The organism is Pseudomonas sp. 1928-m (assembly GCF_029269135.1).
GTDB lineage: Bacteria > Pseudomonadota > Gammaproteobacteria > Pseudomonadales > Pseudomonadaceae > Aquipseudomonas.
Window position 1 is genome coordinate 150,346 of record NZ_JARIXO010000001.1, and the last position, 24,512, is coordinate 174,857.

The window sequence follows — 24,512 nt, forward strand, 5'->3', positions numbered from 1 at the left end:
GAGCGCGCGAGCATAATTAAAGCTGCTAAGCCGGTCAGTTTTCTGACTGATCGCTGTGATAGTTCTCACACATTCAACCCGGCCAGCGGGTGTTCGGGGAGCACCTGAAGTCTCAAGAAGCTGAGCAGCTATTGAGCCGGACATCGGGGAGCCGAAACGTCCTTTTCTCGGAGGACGGCGTAGCGAGGATCTAAGGGGATGGGCCTTGTTGAAGTCAGCCCGCAAAGGCGCGATACCGACTAAGGCTTATGCAGGGCGCAGGGCGAACAGCAAACAAAAAAGCCCCAAGTTTTCACCTGGGGCTTTCGTTTATATATGGCGCACCAGGCGGGATTCGAACCCACGACCCCTGCCTTCGGAGGGCAGTACTCTATCCAGCTGAGCTACTGGTGCAGCGCGGGCGCAATCATACGCATCTCGCTGGCGGGCGTCCATGCTGCTGCCTTGTTCGCAATTCTGCACGGTGACGGCTGGCTAGCTGTCTAACCATATAAAGCGGGTGAATACGTGCAATATTCCGTTAATTTTTTCGAACAGGCTATTGCCCTTTAACCCTCTTGACCCTAGGATTCGTTTGAGATTTCAAACGCTCTTGCTAAAACTGTGTGCAATTCCGGCTGATTGGTCATCCGCGAGGCATACATCTGCAGCAAGGGTGCACACACCGAACCTACACGCGCCGCTTGGCGGCGCACCCAGCGCAAGTGCCGATACCAGGGTGTCGGAATTTAGGAGACTGCCATGCAACTGAAAGACACCCAGCTGTTCCGTCAGCAGGCTTATATCGACGGCACTTGGCTGGACGCCGACAGCGGCCAGACCATCAAGGTCAACAACCCGGCAACCGGCGAAATCATCGGCAGCGTGCCGAAGATGGGCGCAGCGGAAACCCGTCGCGCCATCGAAGCCGCCGACCGTGCGCTGCCGGCCTGGCGTGCCCTGACCGCCAAGGAGCGCTCGAACAAGCTGCGCCGCTGGTTTGAACTGCTGATCGAAAACCAGGACGACCTCGGCCGCCTGATGACCCTGGAGCAGGGCAAGCCGCTGGCCGAAGCCAAGGGCGAAATTGCTTACGCCGCCTCCTTTATCGAGTGGTTTGCCGAAGAGGCCAAGCGCGTTTACGGCGATGTAATCCCTGGTCACCAGCCAGACAAGCGGCTTATCGTCATTAAACAACCCATTGGTGTAACAGCGGCCATCACCCCGTGGAACTTCCCGGCGGCGATGATCACCCGTAAAGCCGGCCCGGCCCTGGCCGCCGGTTGCACCATGGTGATCAAGCCGGCTTCGCAGACGCCGTTCTCCGCCCTGGCCCTGGTGGCCCTGGCAGAGCGCGCCGGCATTCCGAAAGGCGTACTGAGCGTGGTTACCGGCAGCGCCGGCGAAGTTGGCGGTGAGCTGACCAGCAACCCGATCGTGCGCAAGCTGAGCTTCACCGGCTCGACCGAAATCGGTCGCCAGCTGATGGCCGAATGCGCCAAGGACATCAAGAAGGTCTCGCTGGAACTGGGCGGCAACGCGCCGTTTATCGTGTTCGACGATGCCGATCTGGATAAAGCCGTCGAAGGCGCGCTGATCTCCAAATACCGCAACAACGGCCAGACCTGCGTCTGCGCCAACCGCCTGTATATTCAGGACGGCGTGTACGACGCCTTCGCCGAAAAACTGGCCGCCGCCGTGGCCAAGCTGCAGATCGGCAACGGTCTGGATGAAGGCACCACCACTGGCCCACTGATCGACGACAAGGCTGTGGCCAAGGTCCAGGAACACATCGCCGACGCGCTGAGCAAAGGCGCACGCCTGCTCGCCGGTGGCAAGCCGCACGCCCTGGGAGGCAGCTTCTTCGAGCCGACCATTCTGGTCGACGTGCCGAAGAACGCCGCCGTGGCCAAGGAAGAAACGTTCGGCCCACTGGCGCCGCTGTTCCGCTTCAAGGACGAGGCCGAAGTGATCGCCATGTCCAACGACACCGAGTTCGGCCTGGCCTCGTATTTCTATGCCCGTGACCTGGGTCGCGTGTTCCGTGTGGCGGAAGCCCTGGAATACGGTATGGTCGGCGTTAACACCGGGTTGATCTCCAATGAAGTCGCACCGTTCGGCGGCGTGAAAGCCTCAGGCCTCGGCCGTGAAGGCTCGAAGTACGGCATTGAGGATTACCTGGAAATCAAATACCTCTGCCTGGGTATCTAACCCTGGCGAAGTAGCAGTAACCCCGCCGAAGACGCACGAGAGCGCTGCGCCTTCGGCTTTATATGGACATAGCTGTGGCCGGGCGTGCTGTGACAGTCGATCATCGAATACTGCCAAGCCGCCGCCGGTGACACATCCTTGAACCACGCCGAGATTAACCGGCGAATGAGGACATCATGAGCAAGACCAACGAATCCTTGATGCAACGCCGCACCGCTGCCGTTCCGCGCGGCGTGGGCCAGATCCACCCGATCTTCGCCGAATCGGCGAAGAACGCCACCGTCACTGACGTTGAAGGTCGCGAATTTATCGACTTCGCCGGCGGCATCGCGGTGCTCAACACCGGCCACCTGCACCCGAAAGTGATTGCTGCGGTGCAGGAACAGCTGACCAAGCTGACCCACACCTGCTTCCAGGTGCTGGCGTACGAGCCCTACGTCGAGCTGTGCGAGAAGGTCAACGCCAAGGTGCCGGGCGACTTCGCCAAGAAGACCCTGCTGGTCACCACTGGCTCTGAAGCGGTGGAAAACTCGATCAAGATCGCCCGCGCTGCCACTGGCCGTGCTGGCGTGATTGCCTTCACCGGCGGTTACCACGGTCGTACCATGATGACCCTGGGCCTGACTGGCAAGGTCGTGCCGTACTCGGCCGGTATGGGCCTTATGCCCGGCGGCATCTTCCGCGCCCAGTACCCCTGTGAACTGCACGGCGTGAGCACGGATGACGCCATCGCCAGTATCGAGCGCATCTTCAAGAACGACGCCGAGCCGCGCGATATTGCCGCGATCATCATCGAGCCGGTGCAGGGCGAGGGCGGTTTCTACGTCGCGCCGAAAGACTTCATGCTGCGCCTGCGCGCGCTGTGTGATCAGCACGGCATCCTGCTGATCGCCGACGAAGTGCAGACCGGCGCCGGCCGTACCGGCACCTTCTTCGCCATGGAACAGATGGGCGTCGCTGCCGACCTGACCACCTTCGCCAAATCCATCGCCGGCGGTTTCCCGGTAGCGGGTGTGTGCGGCAAGGCCGAGTACATGGACGCCATCGCCCCAGGCGGTTTGGGCGGCACCTATGCTGGCAGCCCGATTGCCTGCGCTGCGGCCCTGGCGGTGATGCAAGTATTTGAGGAAGAGCAACTGCTGGATCGCTGCAAGGCGGTTGGCGAGCGTCTGGTCACAGGCCTCAAGGCCATCCAGGCCAAGCACAAGGCCATCGGTGATGTGCGCGCCCTCGGTGCGATGATCGCCGTCGAGCTGTTCGAAGGCGGCGACCTGCACAAGCCAAACGCCGCACTGACCGCCGCTGTGGTGGCCAAGGCGCGCGACAAGGGCCTGATCCTGCTCTCGTGCGGCACCTACGGCAACGTGTTGCGTGTACTGGTACCGCTGACCGCCGAAGACGCCCTGCTCGACAAGGGCCTGGCGATTATCGCCGAGTGCTTCGCCGAACTGGCGTAAGCCCGCAGCGCTGATACAAAAGACCCGCTTCGGCGGGTCTTTTGCGTTCTGCGCCGGCACAGGCCATCAAACTGATAGCCAGGTGCTATTAGCCGGCGGGCAAGCACCCTAGGCATCATCCCGCCAGCGCTGCGCCTACAGCGCCTCAATGGTGCTTTGTAGGACAACCCGACCGCTCTATTGCGGTATTTTCAGGCAGAATTGCAAAGCTGACGAAACGCTCAGCATTTCGTCGGCCGACGCTGGTTTTAAAGCAACCAACCCTTACACTGCGCCGCCATATCGATGGCGCCATTATTTTGCCATCACGCTTTCCCCTGAGGTTTTCATGACTGCCCTGGCCAAGGCTCCGGAGATTTTGATCGCCGAAGCAGACCCCTGGACTGCCGATCTGCTCGTGCAACTGGTACTCGATGTGCGCGCCGACGCGCGAATTATCCGAGTCAGCGATGGCGAAGCCGCACTGGCCAAATGCAAACGCCGCCTGCCGGCCCTGGTGATTGCCGATGGCGACCTGCCGGGCCTGGATGGCCTGGAGCTGTTGCGTCAGCTGCGCCGCCATCCACGCACCCCGGCGTTGCCGTTTATCCTGATCAGCAGCCGTCTGGACGCCAGCAGCGTACGCGCCGCGCGACCGCTGGCACCAGCGGCCTATCTGGCCAAACCGTTCAATGCCGAACAACTGCGCCAGCGCCTGCTCGGCATTCTCGGTAATGCCGCCGCCAGCGAGACAGCGGTAGCGGCACCCTTGCTGGTCGACAGCCTGGATGATTACCTCAATGCGGTGCGCGAAGAAGGTCAGGGCGCGCCGTTGCTGGCCTCGGTACGCGATTCAGTGAGCCAGTGTCTCAACGGTGACGACAGCGACCTGCGCGAGCTGGAAGAGGTGTTCGCCCGCGACCCGCAGATCACCGCAAGGCTGATCGCCGCCGCCAATAGCGCCGCGCAGCACCAGGGCGCGCCCTGCCAGACCTTGAGCCAGGCGCTGCCGCGCCTGGGCCTGGCGCGCACGCTGAATCTGGTATTGGGCATGGCCGTGCAACGCAATGCGCTACTCAGCGACCCACGCCTGGCCGAGCTGGCCAGCAGTGCCTGGGACAGCGCCCAGCGCAGCGCCGAACTGGCGCGCTGGTTGGCGGGCGAGCTGCAACTGGATGCCGAGCTGTGCTTTACCGCCGCACTGCTGCACAACATCGGCGAGCTGGCCCTGCTGCGCAGCCTGCAGGACTGGCAGGACGCCGGCGGCACCTTGCGTGATGAGGATATTCACCAAAGCTTCCAGCAACGCGCCGCCAGCTTCGGCTCGGCGCTGCGCATCCGCTGGCGCCTGCCGTTCGGCCTGCGTGAGCTGATCGCGGCGTTCTACAACCTCGGCAGTGGCGTATTTAGCCGCGAGGCGCTGGTGCTCAACCTGGTCTGCCAGGTGCTGCGCCTGCGCAGTAACCAGTCGCCCAAAGAGCTGCGCGAGGAGCGCTGTGTACGCATGCTGCGCCTGGACCTCAGCCTGCTGGAGCGCATGCCTCTGGCTGCCGCGGCCTGACAACAGCAGCCGCGAACACGGATCAGGCGAGGATCTCGGCCAGCAGATCGAAGACGATACGGATACGCCGCGCCGTGCGCAGCTCGCGGTGGGTGACCAGCCAGATCGGCAGTTGAAAGGGCGCGACATCCTCCAGCACGCGCACCATACCCGGAGTTTCCCGCGCGATCTCCTCCATGATTGCGCCGATGCCCAGGCCCTGGCGGACCATTTCCCAGTAGGTGACGGAGTTGTCTGCGTAGCTGCGAAAATTCGTGTTACTCAGCAGCAGGCCCACGGCGCGCAAGTGATGCAGGTAATGGCCGGCGCGGTCCAGGCCGATAAAGTCGTGCTGCAAAGCCTCTTCGGCAGTACGCGGCAGGCCATGTACGCGCACCCAGCTTTCGGATGCATAAAAACAGGCGGAACTCTGCCGCACCAAGCGGCCAATCAGCTCCGGTTGTTCGGGGCGCACATGGCGGATGGCAATGTCGGCCTCGCGGCGCAGCAGGTCGCTGAAACCGTCCGAAGCGACCACCTCGACCTGGATTCCGGGTGCCGCCTGGCGGATATGCAGGAGGATCTTCGGCATCAGGTACGCCGCCACCGCGTCGCTGGTGGCCACAGACACCACGCCCGCCACCTCTTCCGAGCGCCCGGTCGCGGCCAGGCCCAGTTCATGCGCCGCCGCGCCCATCACCCGAGCATGGCCCAACAACTCCTGCCCGGTGGTGGTCAGCGCCATGGCTTTGCCAACCCGCTCAAACAGCGTCACGCCCAACGCCAGCTCCAGGGCTGCGACCTGGCGACTGAGTGTCGGTTGCGACTGCCCGAGCTTACGCGCGGCCGCCGACAACGAACCGGTCTCTGCCGTCTCGAGAAAGGCGCGCAACTGGTTCCAGTCGACCTTATCCATACGTAAATGCATATGTTGTCTGCAATTTATCGCAATACCCCGTGGTGATTCGCAAGGATAGCATCCGCACTGTGTTGGCTTTCGCCTTACCTCCATGCACAGGACGCGCACCATGCACTCACCCATCACCACAGCCGTCGACCCTTGCTCTGCAGCTGCAGCACAGGTTGCCATGGCCGACAAGGCACGCTTCTGGAACCGCATTGCGCGTAAATACGCGAATGATCCGATTGCGGATCAGGCCGGTTACGAGCGGACGCTAGAGCGCGTGAAAGCCTTGCTGTCTACCGAGCATGAGGTGCTGGAAGTCGGTTGTGGCACGGGCACTACCGCCCTGCGTCTGGCGCCCGCTACGCGGCGGCTGGTGGCCACCGATGTAGCCGAGCAGATGATTGCCATCGCAAACGCGAAGCTCGCCAGCCAACCCATGCCACAGCTGCACTTCAAAGTGGCCGACGCCGACGCACCCGTGGCCGAACAGGGCACCTACGATGCCGTGCTGGCGTTCAACCTGTTGCACCTCGTAGTAGACCTGCCGCAGGCGTTGAGCTCGGCCATCAACGCCTTGAAACCAAGCGGTTTGCTGATCTCGAAGACGCCCTGCCTGAATGAGATGAACCCACTGATCCCCAAGCTGGCCCTACCGCTGATGCGCGCCATCGGCAAAGCGCCGCCGGTGCTGTGCTTCGACGCCCGCCAGCTACAGGCGGCCATGACCGCGCAAGGTCTGCAAATCCTGGCTGTCGAGCGCCATGGCAGCAAGGGCAAAGATAGTCGGGTGTTTATCGTGGCGCGTAAGCCCGATAGCCCGCCGCTGAAGGTCTGATCAACGCCTGCATAACCCACCGTAACTGACGATTTTCACCACCCGGACCTGCTGGTCCGTCCCTCTGTTGCACCCATAAAAAACATTGGAGCTTGCCATGTACCTTCGCCCAATCACCGCACTGACTACCGCCGCACTGCTGCTGTCCGGCTGCGCCGCCACCATCAACCAAAGTGGCTTGGAACAACGCACCGCCCAGGCCATCGGCAAACCCGTCGGGCAGTTCAGCATCACCGAGCGCACCGAGGAAACCGGCGGGCGCATCAACTACAACGTCAACACCCAGGACGGCGGCACCTACCGCTGCTACATGTACTCGGCCACCGGCTTCCAGAAGGCCATGAGCTTTGGCATGACGCCGCATTCGGATGCCATCTGCACCGCCATGGCCGGTACGCCAGCCGCTAGCGGGCAACGCAGCAATAATTCCGGCAGCAGCTGCAATGCCCTGCTGCAGGCGGCCGGACGCTGCTGATTGCCAGGGTTTCCCGGTCAGCCCTGGCCGGGAATTGCGCTCACTACACTCGACCGCGCTGATGATTTGCGCGGTCACTCATCGGGGTGTTGATGCCATGAAAAAACTGCCCCCTCACCTCCCTCTGCTATTGGTTCTGCTGATGCATGCAGGTGCCCGCGCTGAAGGGCGCTGTCCGGATGGCTATTTTCCAATTGGTGGCGGTAGCGCCGGCTGGGAAGGCTGTGCGCCGATGGGACCCGGAGCCGATGGCGCGCAAGAACCGGAACCCCAGCTGGAAACCCGCTGGGGCGCGGTGGCGACAGCTAATGGTGCCCTTGGTGTTTCAGAGGGGATGGATTCGCAAGACAGTGCAGAGCAACACGCGATGGCCGACTGCCAGGCCCAGTCCCGCGACAAGACCTGCAAGCTCCAAGTCGCTTACTACAACCAGTGCGTCGCAGTCGCCTGGGGCGACGGAGGCAGTCTCTGGGCACGCTCACCCGACGTATATGATGCGGAAGCGACGGCGCTGAGTAATTGCCAGCAGAAAACCACTAACTGCGATATCTACTACTCCGCCTGCAGTTATGCCGAACGCGTGCAGTGATGCGAAGCGCCCAGCGTCAAAGACATTGGCCGTCGCCTGCAAACCTTATCTCACCCACGCAAATCAGCTACCCGCCAGCTCCGAAATCAGCGAGTTGACCTCCATGCTGGCCTTCTCCATATCACTGACCGCGCGCAGCACCTTGCTCCACTCCTTCGCCTGGGCGGCATGCAAGGCCTCATGCGCGCTCTCGTGGACCACCCGATGCGGCTGCTCCAGCTGCTGGAAGCTGCGCTGCTTGCCGTAGCGCGCGGTGGTGTCGCTGCTCTGATACCACTGCCCCAGGCGGCAGCTGGTGTGGCTGCTTAGCTGGGTGTTGCCGTCATGCAGGAACAAGCGCTGGTAGACCGTGAGCTTGAACAGCAGGTGATCGAGCTTGACCGCCTCACAGAATGAGCCGAGGGCGATACCTTCGATCAGCTGGCTCATGTGCTCACCCAGCACCACCATCTCATCCAGGGTTTGCGCCGAGCGCGATACATCGCCGGACAAGCGCGTGGCCTCGCTGGACAGGCTGCCAATGGAGCGGCTGGCACTGTCGGTTTCCTGGTTGATACTGCCGACCAGGGTGCTGATTTCCTGAGTGGCCTGGCTGGTGCGCTGCGCCAGCGCACGCACTTCGTCAGCCACCACGGCAAAGCCCCGGCCCTGTTCGCCGGCTCGCGCGGCTTCGATGGCTGCGTTCAAGGCCAGCAGGTTGGTCTGATCGGAAATCGCCTTGATCAGTTCGACGATCCGGCTGATCTCACCCACCCGCTGTTGCAGCAAGTCGACACTCTGCACGCTGCTGACGCCCTGCACCGCCATGCTGCTGAGCGAGTCCGCAAAGCCGCCGAGCAACGTCGAGGTCTGCTGAAAAATCCCGCTGTGCTGCTCGAGGTTGGCAACTTCACGGCTCAACTTTTCAGCCTGAGCCACCACGCCATCGCGGGTCTGCGAGAGGGAGTCTTCAAAACGGCTTAGCTTGCCGTGCAGCTCATGCTGATAGCGGGTTACGCCATTGAACTCGTTGCGCTCCTGCTGGCTCTGCTGATGCAGGCTGCGCAGCTCGTCCAGCTCGCGCTGCATGGCGGATTTTTCCTGACCTAGACGACTGACCTCCTGCTCCAGACTCTCACAACGCAAACGCCATTTACGGTCGAACATGGTGCACGCAACTCCAAAAAGACGGCAGGAGACAACAGCCGATACTATCGACGATACAGCTTATTCCGGCCGCCGCAGATAAAGGTTGAGCTGGATCAACGACGCTCGAGGGCGAGCTGCATCTGCACTTCCGCATCGGCCGCATCGCTTAGCTGAGTCAGTGGCTGCGGATGACCAATACAGTAACCCTGGGCATAGTCGAGCCCGAGCGCGCGTACGCAGTCGAGGGTGGCCTGGGTTTCGACAAACTCGGCCACGGTGCTCAGGCCCAGCTGGTTGGCAATCTGTTGCATTGAGCCAACCATGGCCTGGTTGATCGGGTCGCTCTCCAGGCCACGGATAAAGCTACCGTCGATCTTGACGATATCCAGCGGCAGGTGGCGCAGGTAGGCGTAAGAGGCGAAGCCGCTGCCGAAGTCGTCCAGCGCCACTTTCAGGCCCAGGCTGCGCAGCTGTTTGATCCACTGCGATGACACCCCCAGCTCACCCAGGGCGACCATTTCGGTTACCTCGATGCACAGCTTGTGCGCGGGCAGGTTGTGCCGCAGCAATTCGCTGTGGAGCATCTCGTGGAAGTGCGCGTTAAGCAGTGAGCTGGCAGTCAGGTTGAAGTTCACCTGGGCCAGTTGCTGCACATGCCGCGGGTTGTCCGCCAGCCACTGCAGCAGGCGCATAACCACCCAGCGGTCGATGGCGCCGAGAAAGCCGTAGCGTTCTGCCGCACCGAGAAACTGCCCGGGGCTGACCCACTCGCCACTGTGCGGGTCGTGATAGCGCAACAACACTTCATAGCGCAGGCCGTCGCTGGCGCCCTGCAACGCCACCACCGGCTGATAGAACAGCTCGAAGTGGCCCAACTCGATGGCCTCGCGCAAACGGGTGATCCATTGCAGCTGGCGTTGATGCTCCAGCAGCACGCCATCGGCCGGGTTGAACTGCTGTACGCGATTACGGCCCAGGTGCTTGGCCAACTGGCTGGCACTGTCGGCCCAGTTCAGCGCGGTTTCCCAGTCGCTGACGCCGCTGTCCAGCTCCAGCATGCCGATGCTGGCCTGCACGCGGAACGGCCGCCCCTGCCAGCTGAAGACAAATTGCTCGACGCAATGACGCAGACTTTCCGCATGCTCCAGAGCCGCTTCGTTGTTGATTTCACGCAGCAGCACAGCGAATTCATCGCCACCGATACGCGCCAGTTCGGCATGCCGTGGCAGCTGGTGCAACAGATGGCTGGACAGCTGGCGCAGCAGCTGATCGCCGGCAGAATGCCCGCAGAGGTCGTTGACCTGCTTGAACTGATCCAGGTCCAGACACAGCATATGGCTGTAGCGCGGTTTACCCTGACCCTTGAGACTTTCGCGCAACAGGCGCTCCAGTTCGCGGCGGTTGAGCAGGCCGGTCAGCGAGTCATGTGCGGCCAGGTACTGCAGGCGCTCTTCCAGGGCGCGACGCTCGCTGAGGTCGACCACGATGCCTTCGATGCAGTCCTGGGTCGGGCGCAGATGCAGCGACAGGTAGACCCAATGGCTCTGTCCATCGAGCCCATGGATCTCGCACTCCTGACTGATCGCCGGCTGCTCGTTGTGCAGCTGCGCCACCTGCTCGGCCCATTGCTCGGCGCCCAATAGCTGCTGCATGGACAGCTCGCGGCTGTCTTGCGCCAGCCCCAGCAGCGCAGCAAAACTCGGGTTGGCTTCGATCAACGCACCGCTGCGGGTGCAGCGGAAAATCCCCTCACCGCTGCTGCTGAACAGCGCCTGGTACTGCTCCAGATTGCCCAGGGCCTGGGCCTTGCTGTGCAGCAGGGCACGGCGGATCTGCTCCAGCTTTTTATCGAGAATGCCGCCAAACAGCAGCATGCTCAGCACCGGCAGGTAGGCGTGCATGTAGTTGAAGCCCGGCGGCAGCGGAATCACCCCGCTGCGCCCCAGCGGCACCAGCAGCATCAGCAGCAGTGCCGAGCTCCAGCACAGCAGGTAACCGATGGCGTAAGGCCGGCGCTGGCGCACACCGAGGATCAGCAGCAACAGCTGGAACAGCCCGTTAAGCAGGATCAGCACGTTCAGCGTCTGGTAGGAGCGGAAGTGCCCATAGCTGACGATGGTCCAGCCGCACACCAGCAGGGTCACGGCAAACAGCGCGTTGCGCAGATGGCGCACGCGGCCCAGTTCAAGCTTCAGTGAGCTGGCGAGAAACAGGCTGCTGAAAATCAGCATGCCGGGGTTGGCCAGGTTGGCCAGCTGGGTCGACAACCACACCCACTGCGGCCCCAACAGACTGGTGACGCCATGCAGGCTGGCGTTGTACAGCGCCACGCTGGCCACCGTCAGGCAGAACCACACCAACTGCGTTTCGCGCAGGGCGCTGAATTTCACCAGGAAGAACAGGGTCAGGCTGAGCAATGCACCCAGCAGCAGGCCGCTGCGCATCCAGTGCTCGGCCAGCAATAGCGGGCTTTGCTCGGCCGCCACCAGCTGCATTGGCACACTCACCGCCGAGCCGCTTTGCACCCGCAGCAGCAGGGTGTGCGGGCCTTCGCCAAGGCGCGGCAGGTTGAGCAGAAAGTGCGGCGAGGGCGCGCCGCGCTGAAGAAAATCGCGGTGATCGCCACTGTAAAAGGGCGCGATCAGCCGTTCGCGGTCATACAGCCAGACTTCGATGTCGTCGAGAAAGGGCCGGTCGATGATCAGATCGAGGCGCTCGGCCACCGGCGCATCGAGGCGAAACGCCAGCCACCAGGCGCTGGCCGAATACCCCAGGCGCGGCACACCATCGATCCGCTTGCCCTCGCTGGCAATCCGCTGCTGCACCTCGCCGGCGGTCAGGTTGCCGCTGGGGTCTTCCAGCACCAGGCTGGCGGGCACCTCCACCGGTTGCTTGAGCTGCTCGCTGCTGAGCACCAGCAATGGCAGTTCGGCATGCGCCGAGACGCTGCCCAATGCAAAGCAGAGCAGCGCAGCCAGCAGGGGAAGGTTGAGCAGACGGAGCATCCTGGCGCCTCAATAAACTGCGAGGTGCGCCAAGGCTCAGGGTGAACACAGCTCGCCTGCGAGGCGAGTTGACGCTCGGGAATTCTAGCTGAGAACTGGCGATTTGATTGCGCTGACGGTCTCACTCAGCTCCAGCAGCAGGCCAGTAATCTGCTCGGCGCTCATGTTGAACGGATCAAAGCGGTCGCTGGCCGAATATTTCAGAAATAACTCGCGATTGGCCTGCTTGGCCCCAGCCCAGCCCATGCTCCAGTTGCTGTAGCGGCGCATGTTGATTTCGGCGTAATCGAGGATGGTCAGGTCCTTGTGCCTGCTGTCATCGGCCAGGCGGTTGTACAAAGCGTTCACCTCTGCACGCGGCCCTTCAAGTGCCTGCAGAAAGATATCGGCGTTGCAGCACAGTATCCCGGTCAGCCCTTTGCCTGGGTTGTTGCGCTGTGAACTGTCGAGAATTTCGCGGATCAGCTCGGCTGAAACCGAATGGCTGGCACGGCTGGCATAGGTAAGGCGGACTAACATAAACAGATCCTCGCAAGCAGCGGGCAGGGTAACAGCTGCAGATTCTGCATTATCTGTATAAGATTTGTATAACTAATTGCGCAACATTCTTCTGGCCACACGCGTAACAAAAGCCCTCGGCCACTCTCTATAGTGGCTACTTAGCGGCTGACACAATCAGCCGGCGGCCAGCATCAAGGAACCCAACACCGTGCATGCAATGTTGCCCTTGCTCGACCAATTGGCCTTTCCGGCAATCCGCCGTGGCCAGCTGGAAGCGCTGCAGATCAACCTGACCTACCGCTGCAATCAGCGCTGCCTGCATTGCCACGTCAATGCCGGGCCGACCCGCACCGAGGCCATGACCGACGAGAGTCTGGCCTTGCTGCATCAGGTGATCGACGCCCATCCAGTGCACACCCTCGACCTCACCGGCGGCGCGCCGGAGATGCACCCGCGTTTTCGTGAGATCGTGGTGCATGCGCGCCGCGAAGGCCTGCGGGTGATCGACCGCTGCAACCTGACCATCCTCAGTGAGCCGGGTTATGCAGACCTGGCGCAGTTTCTCGCCGACCAGGGTGTGGAAATCAGTGCGTCCTTGCCCTGCTACTCGCGCGACAACGTCGACAAGCAGCGCGGTGATGGCGTGTTCGATGCCAGCATCAAAGGCCTGCAACAACTTAATGCCCTGGGCTATGGCCAGCCCGGCAGCGGCCTGATCCTCAACCTGGTGTACAACCCGCAAGGCCCGAGCCTGCCGCCGCCACAAGTGGCGCTGGAAGCCGACTACAAACGTCATCTGGTCGAGGACTTCGGCATCGTCTTCAACCACCTGCTGACCATCACCAACCAGCCGATTGCGCGCTTTGGCAGCACGCTGGTCAGCAAGGGCCAGTTCAACGGCTATATGCAGCTTTTGCGCGACAGCTACCGCGCGGAAAACCTCGACCCACTGATGTGCCGCAGCCTGGTCAGCGTCGACTGGCAGGGCTACCTGTACGACTGCGACTTCAACCAGATGCTCGATTTGCCGCTGCAGTTGCCTGAACTGATCGGCCGTGATCGGCCGCATCTGCGTGACCTGCTTAATGCATCGCTTAGCGGCAACCCTATCGTGACCCGTGATCATTGCTACGCCTGCACCGCCGGCCAGGGCTCCAGCTGCGGCGGCAGCCTCACTTCTTAAGGATCGAAGCATGCAACCCACCAGTCTTACCGGGCTGTTTTTCTGGGGCTTTCTGCTGGTCTACGGCGCGCTGATGCTGGCCTTGTCGCCACGCGCAGTAACCCTCGGCGGCTTCTTCAATGGCGAGGACAGCCGCGGCCGCAGCGCCAGCCCCTGGCTGATCACCTCCAGCATCTTTATCAGCTGGATCTTCGCCAAATCGGTGACCAACGCCGCCAATCTTGGGGCGACATACGGCCTGGTCGGCGGCTTGGCCTATGCCATGTACTGGCTGTCGATTCCGCTGACTGGCTTTGTTATCTACCGCCTGCGTCGACGTTTTGCCGCCACCGGCCTGGTCAGCTTCCTGAGCAGCCATTACGGCCGGGGCGCGGCATTGGCATTCTCGGCGGCCATCCTGATTCGCCTGTTTAACGAGGTGTGGAGCAACACCGCCGTGGTCGGCGGCTATTACGGCGACTCCGGCAGCTTCGAGTTTATTGCCTCGGCGCTGCTATTTACCGCCGTGACCCTGGCCTACAGCCTGCGCGGTGGGCTGCGCAGCTCGATCCTTACCGATGCGGCGCAGGCGGCGATCTTTGTTATCGCCCTGGTCTGGGTGCTCGGCCTGGTGTTGCCGCAGCATTCGCCGACTGAGCTGGCCAGCACCAGCAACTGGGCGCTGAATGCCGGCGTCGACCTGCTGCTGGTCGCCGGTCTGCAGGCCTTCAGCTACGGCTTCCATGACCCGGTGCTGACAGACCGTGGCTTTATCAGCGAGGAGAAGGCCATGCGCCGCTCCTTTCTGATTGCCGGCATTCTCGGCTTTATCGCCATTCTGGCTTTTAGCCTGATCGGCGTGCACGCGCAGCTGGTCGGTGTTGCCGCCTCGGATAACGTGCCCGCTGCCCTGGCCAAGAGCCTGGGCATCGGCGCGCTGCTGATCATGACCGTGGTGATGGTCTCCGCCGCCGGCTCGACCCTGGATTCGACCTTCTCCAGCCTGGCCAAACTGGCCGGGCGCGAGCTGCCGAAACTGGCCGGCCGCGACCTCGGGCAGAAAGCCATTGGCGTCGGCATGGCGGTGATGGTGGTGTTCGCCCTGCTCGGCAACCTGCCGATGATCGCCGGTACTGACATTCTCAAGGCCACCACCATCAGCGGCACCATGGTCATCGGTCTGGCGCCGGTGTTTGTTCTGCACGGCCTGACCACGCCAACTCGCCTGGGCTTTCACTTGAGCTTCTGGACCGGCCTGGGCCTCGGTGTGGCCCTGACCCTGAACTGGATTCCGCAGAGCTGGGCCATCGGCGACGGCAAATATGCGCTGCTGCTCGGCACCAATCTGTATGGCCTGGGCCTCTGTGTGCTGGGCTATCTGCTGCCCGGCTGGTTGCTGCGCCGCAAAGCAGGTGATGCCTGATGCGCGCCGGTCGCGACTGCCCGCTGGACTACCGCCTGACGCGGGATGCCTTTAGCGGCGAGCCCGCGTTTGAGTGTGAAACCCTCTATGTGGTCGGCGGCCTGTATGGCAATCGCCAGGCCCTGGCGGCGCTGCAACGGCGCTTGGCCGCCGAGCCCAATGCGCGGGTGGTATTTAACGGCGACGCGCACTGGTTTGACCGCGACCCCGAGATTTTCCAGCAGATCGAGCAAGGCATCAGCGCCCATCTGGCCTTGCGCGGCAATGTCGAAACCGAACTCGGTCGTGCCGACGACAGCGGTGCCGGCTGCGGCTGCGCTTATCCAATGACGGTAGATGAGGCAGTGGTCGAACGCTCCAATGCCATCCAACTGGAGTTGAACCGAACCGTGCAGGCTTTGCCCGGTATGACCGCACACCTCGCGGCGCGCCCGAGCACAGCACTGGTCAGCGTGGCCGGCCAGCGCGTAGCGATCAGCCATGGTGACGAGCAGTCCCTGGCTGGCTGGAGCTGCTCGCGGGAATCACTCAGCGAGCCTGAGCGTCAGGAGCAACTGGATGCCTGGTTTACCGCGAACAGCGTACAGGTGCTCGCCACCAGCCATACCTGCTCGGCGGTGGCCTTGAACCTTGAGCACGGCGCGCTGATCAATAACGGCGCGGCCGGGCTGCCAAACTTTGCCGGCGGCCGCTACGGCCTGCTTAGCCGCATCGCCACGACGCCGCACCCGGCAGCGTTGTACCGCTGCCAGCGTGATGGTCTGTTTATCGAAGCGCTGCCATTGAATTACGACCACACTGCTTTTCTCGCCGACTTCGACCGCCAGTGGCCTGCCCCTAGCCCGGCGGCGTTGTCCTATCGTGCACGGGTACTCGGCCAGCTGAGCGAGCGCCCCGAGCACGCCCTGCTGGCCGGGTTCAGCCTGTGCCAAAGCCTGTGCGCCCTGGAGACGCTGACTGATGAATAGCCGCAAACTGGCCCTGATGGGCCTGATCCTCGCGCTGCTGGGCAGCTTCTTTGTCTTCGACATCGGCCAGTACCTCAATCTGGACGCGCTTAAGGCGCAGCAAGCGGCGCTGAATGCCCAAGTGGCCGCGCAGCCCTGGCTCGCCGCTGGCGTGTTCTTCCTCGCCTATGTGGCAGTTACGGCGCTGTCGCTACCCGGCGCGGCACTGATGACCTTGCTGGCCGGCGCGCTGTTCGGCCTGCTCGAAGGCTTTGTGCTGGTGTCCTTCGCCTCGACCCTCGGCGCGACCCTGGCCATGCTCAGCAGCCGCTTTCTGCTGCGCGATTGGGTGCAGAGTCGCTTTGGCCAACGCCTGGCTGGCATCGACAAGGGCGTCGAGCGGGAAGGGGCGTTCTACCTGTTTGCCCTGCGCCTGGTGCCGCTGTTCCCGTTCTTTCTGATCAACCTGGCCATGGGCCTGACCCGCCTGCCGGCGCGCACCTATTGGTGGGTCAGCCAACTGGGCATGCTGCCGGGCACCCTGGTGTATGTGAACGCCGGGCGCGAGCTGGGCCAGTTGGATTCGCTGGCCGGCATCCTCTCGCCGGGACTGCTGGGTGCTTTTGTGCTGCTCGGGGTGTTCCCGCTGATTGCGCGCAAGCTGCTCGGCCTGATCCAGGCGCGGCGGGTGTATGCCGGCTGGCACAAACCGAAAACCTTCGACCGCAACCTGCTGGTGATCGGCGCCGGTGCCGGCGGCCTGGTCAGTGCCTATATCGCCGCGGCGGTGAAGGCCAAGGTCAGCCTGATCGAAAAACACCAGATGGGCGGCGACTGCCTGAACACCGGCTGCGTGCCGTCCAAGGCGCTGCTGCGTTCGGCCAAGTTGGCCAATGAACTGAAAAAGGGCCCGGCGCTGGGCTTTACCGGCGTGCAGGGTACGGTGGATTTCTCGGCGGTGATGCAGCGCATCCAGCGGGTGATCGCCGATATCGAACCGCATGATTCGGTGGAGCGTTACAGCGGCCTGGGCGTGGAGGTGATTCAGGGCGAAGCGAAGATCCTTTCGCCCTGGAGCGTCGAGGTCAACGGCCAGACCCTGACCAGCCGCAACCTGGTTATCGCTGCCGGCGCGCGGCCGCTGGTGCCAAAGATTCCCGGCCTGGAGCAGGTGCAGAGTTACACATCGGACAGCATCTGGAACCTGCGTGAACAACCACGCTGGCTGCTGGTGCTGGGCGGCGGGCCGATTGGCTGCGAGCTGGCCCAGGCCTTCCAGCGCCTCGGCAGCCAGGTGATTCAGGTGGAATTGGCCGAGCGCCTGCTGCCGCGCGAGGATGCCGATGCCAGCGAGTTGGTCTTGAACAGCCTGCGCAGCGACGGCGTGGATGTACGACTGCAACACAAGGCCGAACGCTTTGAAGTGGTCGACGGCGAGCAGCGCATGGTCGCCCGCCGCCTGGACACCGGCGAGGAAGTGACCATCGCCTTCGACGGCCTGCTGCTGGCCCTCGGCCGAGTGGCCAATGTCACCGGTTACGGCGTCGAGGAGTTGGGCCTCACCGTGCGGCCCAACGGCACCCTGGAAACCGACGAATACCTGGCCACGCGCTTTCCCAATATCTACGCGGTGGGCGATGTCACCGGGCCGTACCAGTTCACCCATGTCGCCGCGCACCAGGCCTGGTATGCCGCGGTGAATGCGCTGTTCAGCGGCTTTAAGCGTTTCAAGGTGGATTACCGGGTGATTCCCGCCTGCACCTTTACCGATCCCGAGGTCGCCCGCGTCGGCCTGAGTGAAGGCGAGGCCAAGGCACAGAACATCGCCTATGAGGTGACCCGCTACGGCATCGACGACCTGGACCGGGCGATTGCTGACGAAGCCGCCCACGGCTTTGTCAAAGTGCTGACCGTACCGGGCAAGGACCAGATTTTCGGTGTGACCATCGTCGGCGAACACGCCGGGGAGCTGCTCGCCGAATACGTGCTGGCGATGAAACATGGCCTGGGCCTGAACAAGATTCTCGGCACCATCCACACCTACCCGACCATGGCCGAGGCCAACAAATACGCGGCCGGCGAATGGAAACGCGCCCATGCGCCGCAGGGGCTGCTGCGGTTAGTGGAGCGTTTCCATAGCTGGCGCCGCAGCTGATGCGCGGGTTACTGCTGGCCCTGCTGATGCTGTCGCCGCTGACTCAGGCCGAAAACCAACTGACGCCCTGGACGGCCGGCCCGCCCAACGGCGAATGGTCAGTGCCCTGGCGCCTGGCGGATATCCCCAAACTCAAACCATCCGCGCGTACGCTGGTCGAGCAGGACGGCAAGCAGGTGCTACGGATCAAGGCCAGTGCCGCCGCTGGCGGTCTGCTGCATCCGCTGGACCTGCCCGGCGATCAGCCCTGGCAACTGAGCTGGCAGTGGCGCAGCGAGCAGAGACTGGACAAGGCACGCTTCGCCACCCGCGAAGGCGACGACTACGCCGCGCGGGTCTATGTACTGCTGGATTACCCGCTGGACTCGCTGAGTTTCGTCACCCGGCAGAAGTTGCGTCTGGCGCGCACTTTCTTTGATCCGGATCTGCCGGCGGCAACCCTCAGCTACGTCTGGGACAACCGCAAACCGCCGGGCAGCCACGCGCGCAGCGCCTACACAGAGACGGTGGAAATGCACGTGCTGCGCGGCCCGGAGGCGCCACTGGGGCAATGGCTCAGCGAGAACCGCGATCTGCACGCAGACGCCATCGCCGCCTTTGGCAGCGCGCCACACAAGATCCTCGGCGTAGTCTTCGCCGCCGACAGCGACAACACCGGGGAATCGGCAGAAAGCTATTTCGCTGCGCCACAATTGCGCAGTACGACGCCCTAAACAGGCTCTACCCCTGATTAAGTTGAGCCTTAAGCAGGTCGCGGAAGGTCTGGATCAACGGTTCCCGCGAGCGGCCGCGACGCAGGATCAACGAGAACGGCGCCTGATAGCCGAAGGTCGCTGGCAACAGCACCTTGAGCCGGCCCTGTTCGACCCAAGGCTGCGCGTAATGCTCTGGCAGGTAGCCGATATAGGCGCCGGACAGCACCAGAATCAGCTGCGCCTCCATTGATTCCACCGTCGCCGCGCTGTGCTTGAAGCCGTGCCGAGCCAACTCGGCCTGGCTCCAGTAACCACGGCCAACCATGCGTTGCTGGGCGATCACTTCCTCGGGGATGCGCCGCTCGGTGAATAGCGAATGGCGCTCGCTGCAATACAGCCAATGCTGCTCGCGGTACAGCGGCTGATAGACCAGGCCATTCATCCGCGTGGAGAACGCGCCGATGGCCAGGTCCAGGCGGTTATCCAGCACCGCCAGTTGCAGCTCGTAAGGGCTGACCACCGACAGATGCAGGTGCACAGCCGGGTGCTCCTGGCTGTAAGCGCCGATTACCTCGGCCAGGGGTAGGGCCGGGTCGCTCACCGTGGAATCCAGTACGCCGAGGTTGAGGGTGCCGCGCAGCTCGCCCTTGAGCGCCGCCGAGTAACGCTCGAAACCTTCCAGCTCACCGAGCAGGCGCAGGGTTTCCTGGTGGAACAGCTCGCCCTTGCTGGTCAGGCTAAAGCCGCCACGACCACGGTGGCAAAGACTCAAACCCAGCTGGCTTTCCAGCTGACTCATATAGGTGCTGATCGCCGAGGTCGACAGGTTCAGCTCCTGCTGCGCGGCGGCAAACCCCTGATGACGCACCACCGAGATGAAGATGCGCAGCAGTTTTAGATCGGGCAGGGATTGGCTCATCGGCGCGGGCTCCTCGTAGGATGGGTTAGCCGGAGGCGTAACCCATCACAGCGGTGTCATGGATAGCGCTGGGCTCCACCCATCATCGGTATGCACCGGCATCCGCCTTGATGGGTTACGCGGCGCGGCAAGCTCGCGGCGGCCGTAACGACGCGGTCCAGCGCCGCTAACCTGCGCGGCCCGACCCATCCTACAGAGGCGCGTATTAGTTTAGAAATTTCTGAACTAAGTTTTTGCCTGCAGCGATTTGTCGCAAGCGTAGCCTGACCAAGAATCGGCCTCACTAATAACCACAACAATGCTGAGGCCTAGCCGTGGACAAGATTCTGCACCAGCCCCTGGGCGGCAACGAGATGCCGCGCTTCGGTGGCATCGCCACCATGATGCGCCTGCCGCATATCCAGAAACCCGAAGAGAAACGCGAGCTGGATGTCGGCTTCGTCGGCGTGCCGCTGGATATCGGCACCTCGCTGCGCTCCGGCACCCGCTTCGGCCCGCGCGAGATCCGCGCCCAGTCGGTGATGATCCGCCCCTACAACATGGCCACCGGCGCCGCACCCTTCGACTCGTTGAACATTGCCGATATCGGCGATGTGCCGATCAACACCTTCAACATGGCCGAGGCCATCCGCATCATCGAAGAGGCCTACGACGAGATCCTCGAACTGGGCATCATCCCACTGACCCTGGGCGGAGATCACACCATCACCCTGCCGATTCTCCGCGCGATCAAGAAGAAGCACGGCAAGGTCGGCCTGGTGCATATCGATGCGCATGCCGATGTGAATGACCATATGTTCGGCGAGAAGATTGCCCACGGCACGACCTTCCGCCGCGCAGTGGAGGAAGACCTGCTCGACTGCGACCGCGTGGTGCAAATCGGCCTGCGCGCCCAGGGCTACACCGCCGAGGACTTCAACTGGAGCCGCAGACAGGGCTTTCGCGTAGTCCAGGCCGAAGAGTGCTGGCACCAGTCCCTGACCCCGCTGATGGAAGAAGTGCGCGCCAAGGTCGGCGGCGGCCCGGTGTACCTCTCCTTCGATATCGACGGCATCGACCCGGCCTGGGCGCCCGGCACCGGCACCCCGGAAATCGGCGGTCTGACCACCATCCAGGCCATGGAAATCATCCGTGGTTGCCAGGGCCTGCAGCTGGTCGGTGGCGATCTGGTCGAGGTCTCGCCGCCCTACGACACCACCGGCAACACCTCGTTGCTGGGGGCCAACCTGCTCTACGAAATGCTCTGCGTATTGCCAGGTGTTCAGCACCGCTGAAGCGGGTCCGGCTTTTTATGGCCTGCCATCCATGGCGGCCCCCTTCGGGCCGTCGCAAGCTACGTTAAAAATCGCTCCCGGCAATTTTTATACTGATCGGGCACCTCGTACGGTGCCCGTGCACTACAACAATAAATAGGGTGCCACGATGAACCACGAACAAAGCATGCCGCTGCTGGACGACCAGCCGCCCGCTCAAAGCTCCTATAACCTGCGCCAGCTGCTGATCTTTCTGATCCCCTCGCTGCTCGGTGTGCTGCTGTTTCTCACCCCCATCGTCTATGAAGACAAGGTGACCATCGGCCTGGGCGTGATGGCCGATGCCTTGAAGGTCGGGCTAAGCGCCTGGCTGCCGGCTATCGCCACCGGCCTGCTGCTGTTCTCCGCCGCCTTCGGTCTGTTCGCCAGCCTGCTCAAGCCCAAGTGGATCACCGAGCGCCATACGCTTAACGAGATGTTCAACCTGAGCCCGCTGTGGCTTGGCCTGCGGGTGCTCGGCGCGGTGTTTGCCGCCATGACCTTCTGGCAGTTCGGCCCGGAGTGGGTGTGGAACGCCAACACCGGCGGCGTGGTACTGAAAGACCTGGCCCCGGTGCTGATCACTTTCTTCCTGGTGGCCGGGTTGATCCTGCCGCTGCTCACCGATTTCGGCCTGATGGAGTTCTGCGGCACCCTGGTGCGCAACGTATTCCGCAAGGTCTTCGGCCTGCCGGGGCGCTCGGCCATCGACGCCATCGCCAGCTGGCTTGGTTCCGGCACGGTCGGCGTATTGATCACCGCCCAGCAGTACCAGAAAGGCTTCTACAGCGCCCGCGAAGCGGCGGTAATCGCCACCAATTTCTCGGTCGCCTCGATCGCCTTCAGCCTGCTGATCACCAGCTTTATGAAGCTCGACCACCTGTTCGTGCCCTTCTACCTCACCGTAGTAGTGGCGGGCCTGGCGGCGGCGATCATCACCCCGCGCATTCCGCCGCTGTCGTGGAAGAAGGACGACTACGTCGCCGGCGTCGGCAAGCAGATCAAGGAAGACGTACCGGCCGGCACCTCGCTGCTGCGCTGGGGCGTGCTGCAGGCGGTGAAACGCGCCAACAGCAACCCCTCGCCGGCACAGATGGTCAAGGTTGGCGTGCACAACGTGGTGGATATCTGGCTCGGCCTGCTGCCGCTGGTAATGGCCATTGGCACCCTGTCCCTGGCGATTGCCGAGTACACGCCGATCTTCAACTGGCTGTCCGCACCCATCGTGCCGCTTCTGGAACTGCTGCAACTGCCGGAAGCAGCCAAGGCCGCGCCGGCGATGCTGGTGGGCTTTGCCGATATGTTCCTGCCGGCGGTGCTGGGCAAGGGCATCGAGAGTGAACTGACCCGCTTCGTGGTGGCCTGCGTATCGCTGACCCAGCTGATCTATATGTCGGAAGTCGGCGTGCTGATCATCAAGGCCAAGCTGCCACTGAACATCCTCGAACTGTTCGCCATCTTTATCATCCGCACCCTGATCACCCTGCCGATCATCGCGCTGATGGCGCACTGGATCGTCGGTTAAAACCTCTGACGTAGGAGCGGGCCATGCCCGCGATGCGCTTAGCACAGCTGCTCGCGGGCATGGGACTCGGCGTCCCCCCGCTCCTACAACGACAGCACAGGATTAGATGACATGACCACCTGCGGCGAATTTCTCGTCAAACAACTCGAAGCCTGGGGCGTCGACACCGTATTCGGCATCCCCGGCGTGCACACCATCGAGCTGTACCGCGGCCTGCCGCACAGCGGCATTCGCCATATCACCCCGCGTCACGAACAGGGCGCCGGCTTTATGGCCGATGGCTATGCCCGGGTCTCGGGCAAGCCGGGGGTGTGCTTTATCATCACCGGCCCGGGCATGACCAATATCCTTACCGCCATGGGCCAAGCCTACGCCGATTCGATCCCCATGCTGGTGATCTCCAGCGTCAACGAGCGCGACCGCCTCGGCCTGGGCAAAGGCTATCTGCATGAGCTGCCCAACCAGCGCGCGATGAGCGCCGGGGTGACTGCCTTCAGCCATACCCTGATGAGCGTGGAGGAGCTGCCCGGCGTGCTGGCCCGTGCCTTCGCCGTGTTCGAAGGCGAGCGACCACGGCCGGTGCATATCGAGCTGCCGCTGGACATCATCACCGCCGATGCCACGCATATGCAGCTGGCCGCCAAGCCGAGCATCCAGCGCCCGGCCCCCAATCGCGCACTGATCCGCGAAGCAGCAGCCATGCTGAAAAACGCCAAACGCCCGCTGCTGTTGCTCGGCGGCGGTTGCGTCAGCGCGCAAGCCGAAGCCCGCGCGCTCGCAACAGCCCTGGATGCGCCGACGGCGCAGACCATCAATGCCAAGGGCCTGCTGCCGCCGGGCCATCCGTTGCTATTAGGTAGCAACCAGGCGTTGGTCCCGGTACGCGAACTGGCACTGGCCGCCGATGTGGTGCTGGCGATTGGCACCGAACTGGGCGAAACCGACTACGACGTGGTGTTCGACGGCAACTTCAAGCTCGGTGGCGCGCTGATCCGCATAGATATCGACGCTCAGCAACTGCAGCGCAATTTCAGCCCAACCCTGGCCATCCAGGGCGATGCACGCCTGGCCATGCGCATGCTGCTGGCCGAGTTCAACCCCGGCGAACCTTGTGACAACAGCCCCGGTTCCATGCGCACCGCCGCCGTGCAAGCGCAACTGGCCGAGGACTTCAGCGGCTGGGCGCATTACCGCCAGCTGTTCGACACAGTGCTTGAGGTGCTGCCCGAGGCGCGCTTTGTCGGCGACTCGACGCAGACCGTGTACAGCGGCAACCATCTGGTGGAACTGGACGGCGCGCGGCGCTGGTTCAACGCCTCCACCGGCTACGGCACCCTGGGTTACGGCCTGCCGGCGGCCATCGGCGCCAAGCTGGCGGAACCCTCGCGCCCGGTGATCTGCCTGATGGGCGACGGCGGTATCCAGTTCACCCTGCCAGAGCTGGCCAGCGCGGTGGAGGCCGGCGTCGGCATCATCGTGCTGCTGTGGAATAACGCCGGCTACGGCGAGATCAAGCGCTATATGGAAAAGCGCGATATCACCCCGATTGGCGTGGATATCTACACCCCGGACCTGCTCGCCATCGCCCGTGGCTTTGGCTGCCTAGCCGAACGCGCCCGCGACCACGCGCATCTGAGTGAGCTGCTGCGCGGCGCACCGAGCGACCGGCCGCTGATTATCGAAGTGCTGGAACAAGCGCCCTTTCATCCCTGAATCAATCCCCGTAGCCCGGATGCAATCCGGGACAGCGTTTCCCGGATTGCATCCGGGCTACGGCCATAACCACAA

The 24,512-nt window shown here is 63.0% G+C and carries 19 protein-coding genes and 1 tRNA gene; 14 read left to right on the forward strand and 6 right to left on the reverse strand.

The window, feature by feature from the left end:
- Positions 1-316: 316 nt before the first annotated feature.
- Positions 317-393: transfer RNA gene (locus P3C18_RS00665), tRNA-Arg, on the reverse strand.
- Between the two features lie 348 nt (positions 394-741).
- On the opposite strand from P3C18_RS00665, the gene gabD reads away from it, so the two are divergent.
- The 3 genes from gabD (at position 742) to P3C18_RS00680 (ending at position 5,187) form a co-directional block, all read left to right on the forward strand.
- Positions 742-2,190 carry an NADP-dependent succinate-semialdehyde dehydrogenase gene (gene gabD, locus P3C18_RS00670; RefSeq protein WP_275959963.1) on the forward strand — a complete coding sequence of 483 codons (1,449 nt, stop codon included), beginning with the start codon at positions 742-744 and terminating at the stop codon, positions 2,188-2,190.
- A 176-nt stretch (positions 2,191-2,366) separates the two neighbouring features.
- The gene (gene gabT, locus P3C18_RS00675; protein ID WP_275959964.1) at positions 2,367-3,647 is read left to right on the forward strand and encodes a 4-aminobutyrate--2-oxoglutarate transaminase; all 1,281 of its coding nucleotides are present in this window, start codon (positions 2,367-2,369) and stop codon (positions 3,645-3,647) included.
- Between the two features lie 328 nt (positions 3,648-3,975).
- On the forward strand, positions 3,976-5,187 hold the full coding sequence (locus P3C18_RS00680) for an HDOD domain-containing protein (protein WP_275959965.1): 1,212 nt from the start codon (positions 3,976-3,978) through the stop codon (positions 5,185-5,187).
- Positions 5,188-5,209: 22 nt separating this feature from the next.
- Here P3C18_RS00680 and P3C18_RS00685 read toward each other — a convergent pair whose 3' ends face one another.
- The gene (locus P3C18_RS00685) at positions 5,210-6,094 is read right to left on the reverse strand and encodes a LysR family transcriptional regulator (RefSeq protein ID WP_275959966.1); all 885 of its coding nucleotides are present in this window, start codon (positions 6,092-6,094) and stop codon (positions 5,210-5,212) included.
- A gap of 100 nt (positions 6,095-6,194) precedes the next feature.
- Here P3C18_RS00685 and P3C18_RS00690 point away from each other — a divergent pair, with 100 nt between their 5' ends.
- The 3 genes from P3C18_RS00690 to P3C18_RS00700 all read left to right on the forward strand — a co-directional run bounded on the left by P3C18_RS00690 (position 6,195) and on the right by P3C18_RS00700 (position 7,972).
- Entirely contained in the window at positions 6,195-6,908 is a 714-nt protein-coding gene (locus P3C18_RS00690; protein ID WP_275959967.1) for a class I SAM-dependent methyltransferase, read from the forward strand.
- Positions 6,909-7,005: 97 nt separating this feature from the next.
- Positions 7,006-7,383 (forward strand): hypothetical protein, encoded by a 378-nt coding sequence (locus tag P3C18_RS00695; RefSeq protein ID WP_275959968.1) that lies wholly within the window; start codon positions 7,006-7,008, stop codon positions 7,381-7,383.
- Positions 7,384-7,480: 97 nt separating this feature from the next.
- On the forward strand, positions 7,481-7,972 hold the full coding sequence (locus P3C18_RS00700) for a DUF4189 domain-containing protein (protein ID WP_275959969.1): 492 nt from the start codon (positions 7,481-7,483) through the stop codon (positions 7,970-7,972).
- Between the two features lie 63 nt (positions 7,973-8,035).
- On the opposite strand, the gene P3C18_RS00705 is transcribed toward P3C18_RS00700, so the two are convergent.
- The 3 genes from P3C18_RS00705 to P3C18_RS00715 all read right to left on the reverse strand — a co-directional run bounded on the left by P3C18_RS00705 (position 8,036) and on the right by P3C18_RS00715 (position 12,624).
- A complete protein-coding gene (locus P3C18_RS00705; protein WP_275959970.1) occupies positions 8,036-9,118 on the reverse strand; it encodes a methyl-accepting chemotaxis protein in 1,083 nt (360 codons plus the stop codon).
- A 95-nt stretch (positions 9,119-9,213) separates the two neighbouring features.
- Complete coding sequence (locus P3C18_RS00710) at positions 9,214-12,105, reverse strand: EAL domain-containing protein (protein WP_275959971.1); 2,892 nt, start codon at positions 12,103-12,105, stop codon at positions 9,214-9,216.
- Positions 12,106-12,189: 84 nt separating this feature from the next.
- Positions 12,190-12,624, reverse strand: a complete 435-nt coding sequence (locus P3C18_RS00715; RefSeq protein ID WP_275959972.1) for a BLUF domain-containing protein — start codon at positions 12,622-12,624, stop codon at positions 12,190-12,192.
- Positions 12,625-12,823: 199 nt separating this feature from the next.
- On the opposite strand from P3C18_RS00715, the gene arsS reads away from it, so the two are divergent.
- Genes arsS through P3C18_RS00740 form a run of 5 tightly spaced genes read left to right on the forward strand, consistent with a single transcriptional unit; the run spans position 12,824 to position 19,006 of the window.
- Positions 12,824-13,789: an arsenosugar biosynthesis radical SAM (seleno)protein ArsS gene (gene arsS, locus P3C18_RS00720; RefSeq protein WP_275961555.1), complete on the forward strand. Its 966-nt coding sequence runs from the start codon at positions 12,824-12,826 to the stop codon at positions 13,787-13,789.
- A 10-nt stretch (positions 13,790-13,799) separates the two neighbouring features.
- Positions 13,800-15,191: a sodium:solute symporter gene (locus P3C18_RS00725; protein WP_275959973.1), complete on the forward strand. Its 1,392-nt coding sequence runs from the start codon at positions 13,800-13,802 to the stop codon at positions 15,189-15,191.
- The gene (locus tag P3C18_RS00730) at positions 15,191-16,159 is read left to right on the forward strand and encodes a hypothetical protein (RefSeq protein WP_275959974.1); all 969 of its coding nucleotides are present in this window, start codon (positions 15,191-15,193) and stop codon (positions 16,157-16,159) included. Before P3C18_RS00725 ends, P3C18_RS00730 begins: the two co-directional genes overlap by 1 nt.
- Positions 16,152-18,293 carry a bifunctional TVP38/TMEM64 family protein/FAD-dependent oxidoreductase gene (locus P3C18_RS00735; protein ID WP_275959975.1) on the forward strand — a complete coding sequence of 714 codons (2,142 nt, stop codon included), beginning with the start codon at positions 16,152-16,154 and terminating at the stop codon, positions 18,291-18,293. The genes P3C18_RS00730 and P3C18_RS00735 overlap by 8 nt, the downstream gene beginning before the upstream one ends.
- On the forward strand, positions 18,293-19,006 hold the full coding sequence (locus tag P3C18_RS00740) for a DUF3047 domain-containing protein (RefSeq protein ID WP_275959976.1): 714 nt from the start codon (positions 18,293-18,295) through the stop codon (positions 19,004-19,006). The genes P3C18_RS00735 and P3C18_RS00740 overlap by 1 nt, the downstream gene beginning before the upstream one ends.
- A 7-nt stretch (positions 19,007-19,013) precedes the next feature.
- On the opposite strand, the gene P3C18_RS00745 is transcribed toward P3C18_RS00740, so the two are convergent.
- A complete protein-coding gene (locus P3C18_RS00745; RefSeq protein WP_275959977.1) occupies positions 19,014-19,907 on the reverse strand; it encodes a LysR family transcriptional regulator in 894 nt (297 codons plus the stop codon).
- A gap of 314 nt (positions 19,908-20,221) precedes the next feature.
- Between P3C18_RS00745 and speB the strand changes: the two genes are divergently transcribed.
- The 3 genes from speB to P3C18_RS00760 all read left to right on the forward strand — a co-directional run bounded on the left by speB (position 20,222) and on the right by P3C18_RS00760 (position 24,437).
- Entirely contained in the window at positions 20,222-21,181 is a 960-nt protein-coding gene (gene speB / locus P3C18_RS00750; RefSeq protein ID WP_275959978.1) for an agmatinase, read from the forward strand.
- A 148-nt stretch (positions 21,182-21,329) separates the two neighbouring features.
- Complete coding sequence (locus P3C18_RS00755) at positions 21,330-22,724, forward strand: YjiH family protein (RefSeq protein WP_275959979.1); 1,395 nt, start codon at positions 21,330-21,332, stop codon at positions 22,722-22,724.
- A 111-nt stretch (positions 22,725-22,835) separates the two neighbouring features.
- Entirely contained in the window at positions 22,836-24,437 is a 1,602-nt protein-coding gene (locus tag P3C18_RS00760; RefSeq protein WP_275959980.1) for a 5-guanidino-2-oxopentanoate decarboxylase, read from the forward strand.
- Positions 24,438-24,512 lie beyond the last annotated feature (75 nt).

What these genes read in the sequence shown, in the direction of transcription:
- P3C18_RS00725 (WP_275959973.1), top strand. Translation starts at nt 13,800, where the DNA reads ATGCAACCCACCAGTCTTACCGGGCTGTTTTTCTGGGGCTTTCTGCTG.
- P3C18_RS00685 (WP_275959966.1), bottom strand. Translation starts at nt 6,094, where the DNA reads ATGCATTTACGTATGGATAAGGTCGACTGGAACCAGTTGCGCGCCTTT.
- P3C18_RS00755 (WP_275959979.1), top strand. Translation starts at nt 21,330, where the DNA reads ATGAACCACGAACAAAGCATGCCGCTGCTGGACGACCAGCCGCCCGCT.
- P3C18_RS00680 (WP_275959965.1), top strand. Translation starts at nt 3,976, where the DNA reads ATGACTGCCCTGGCCAAGGCTCCGGAGATTTTGATCGCCGAAGCAGAC.
- P3C18_RS00705 (WP_275959970.1), bottom strand. Translation starts at nt 9,118, where the DNA reads ATGTTCGACCGTAAATGGCGTTTGCGTTGTGAGAGTCTGGAGCAGGAG.
- P3C18_RS00710 (WP_275959971.1), bottom strand. Translation starts at nt 12,105, where the DNA reads ATGCTCCGTCTGCTCAACCTTCCCCTGCTGGCTGCGCTGCTCTGCTTT.
- P3C18_RS00735 (WP_275959975.1), top strand. Translation starts at nt 16,152, where the DNA reads ATGAATAGCCGCAAACTGGCCCTGATGGGCCTGATCCTCGCGCTGCTG.
- gabT (WP_275959964.1), top strand. Translation starts at nt 2,367, where the DNA reads ATGAGCAAGACCAACGAATCCTTGATGCAACGCCGCACCGCTGCCGTT.
- arsS (WP_275961555.1), top strand. Translation starts at nt 12,824, where the DNA reads ATGTTGCCCTTGCTCGACCAATTGGCCTTTCCGGCAATCCGCCGTGGC.
- gabD (WP_275959963.1), top strand. Translation starts at nt 742, where the DNA reads ATGCAACTGAAAGACACCCAGCTGTTCCGTCAGCAGGCTTATATCGAC.
- P3C18_RS00740 (WP_275959976.1), top strand. Translation starts at nt 18,293, where the DNA reads ATGCGCGGGTTACTGCTGGCCCTGCTGATGCTGTCGCCGCTGACTCAG.
- P3C18_RS00695 (WP_275959968.1), top strand. Translation starts at nt 7,006, where the DNA reads ATGTACCTTCGCCCAATCACCGCACTGACTACCGCCGCACTGCTGCTG.
- P3C18_RS00700 (WP_275959969.1), top strand. Translation starts at nt 7,481, where the DNA reads ATGAAAAAACTGCCCCCTCACCTCCCTCTGCTATTGGTTCTGCTGATG.
- P3C18_RS00745 (WP_275959977.1), bottom strand. Translation starts at nt 19,907, where the DNA reads ATGAGCCAATCCCTGCCCGATCTAAAACTGCTGCGCATCTTCATCTCG.
- P3C18_RS00715 (WP_275959972.1), bottom strand. Translation starts at nt 12,624, where the DNA reads ATGTTAGTCCGCCTTACCTATGCCAGCCGTGCCAGCCATTCGGTTTCA.
- P3C18_RS00760 (WP_275959980.1), top strand. Translation starts at nt 22,836, where the DNA reads ATGACCACCTGCGGCGAATTTCTCGTCAAACAACTCGAAGCCTGGGGC.
- P3C18_RS00690 (WP_275959967.1), top strand. Translation starts at nt 6,195, where the DNA reads ATGCACTCACCCATCACCACAGCCGTCGACCCTTGCTCTGCAGCTGCA.
- P3C18_RS00730 (WP_275959974.1), top strand. Translation starts at nt 15,191, where the DNA reads ATGCGCGCCGGTCGCGACTGCCCGCTGGACTACCGCCTGACGCGGGAT.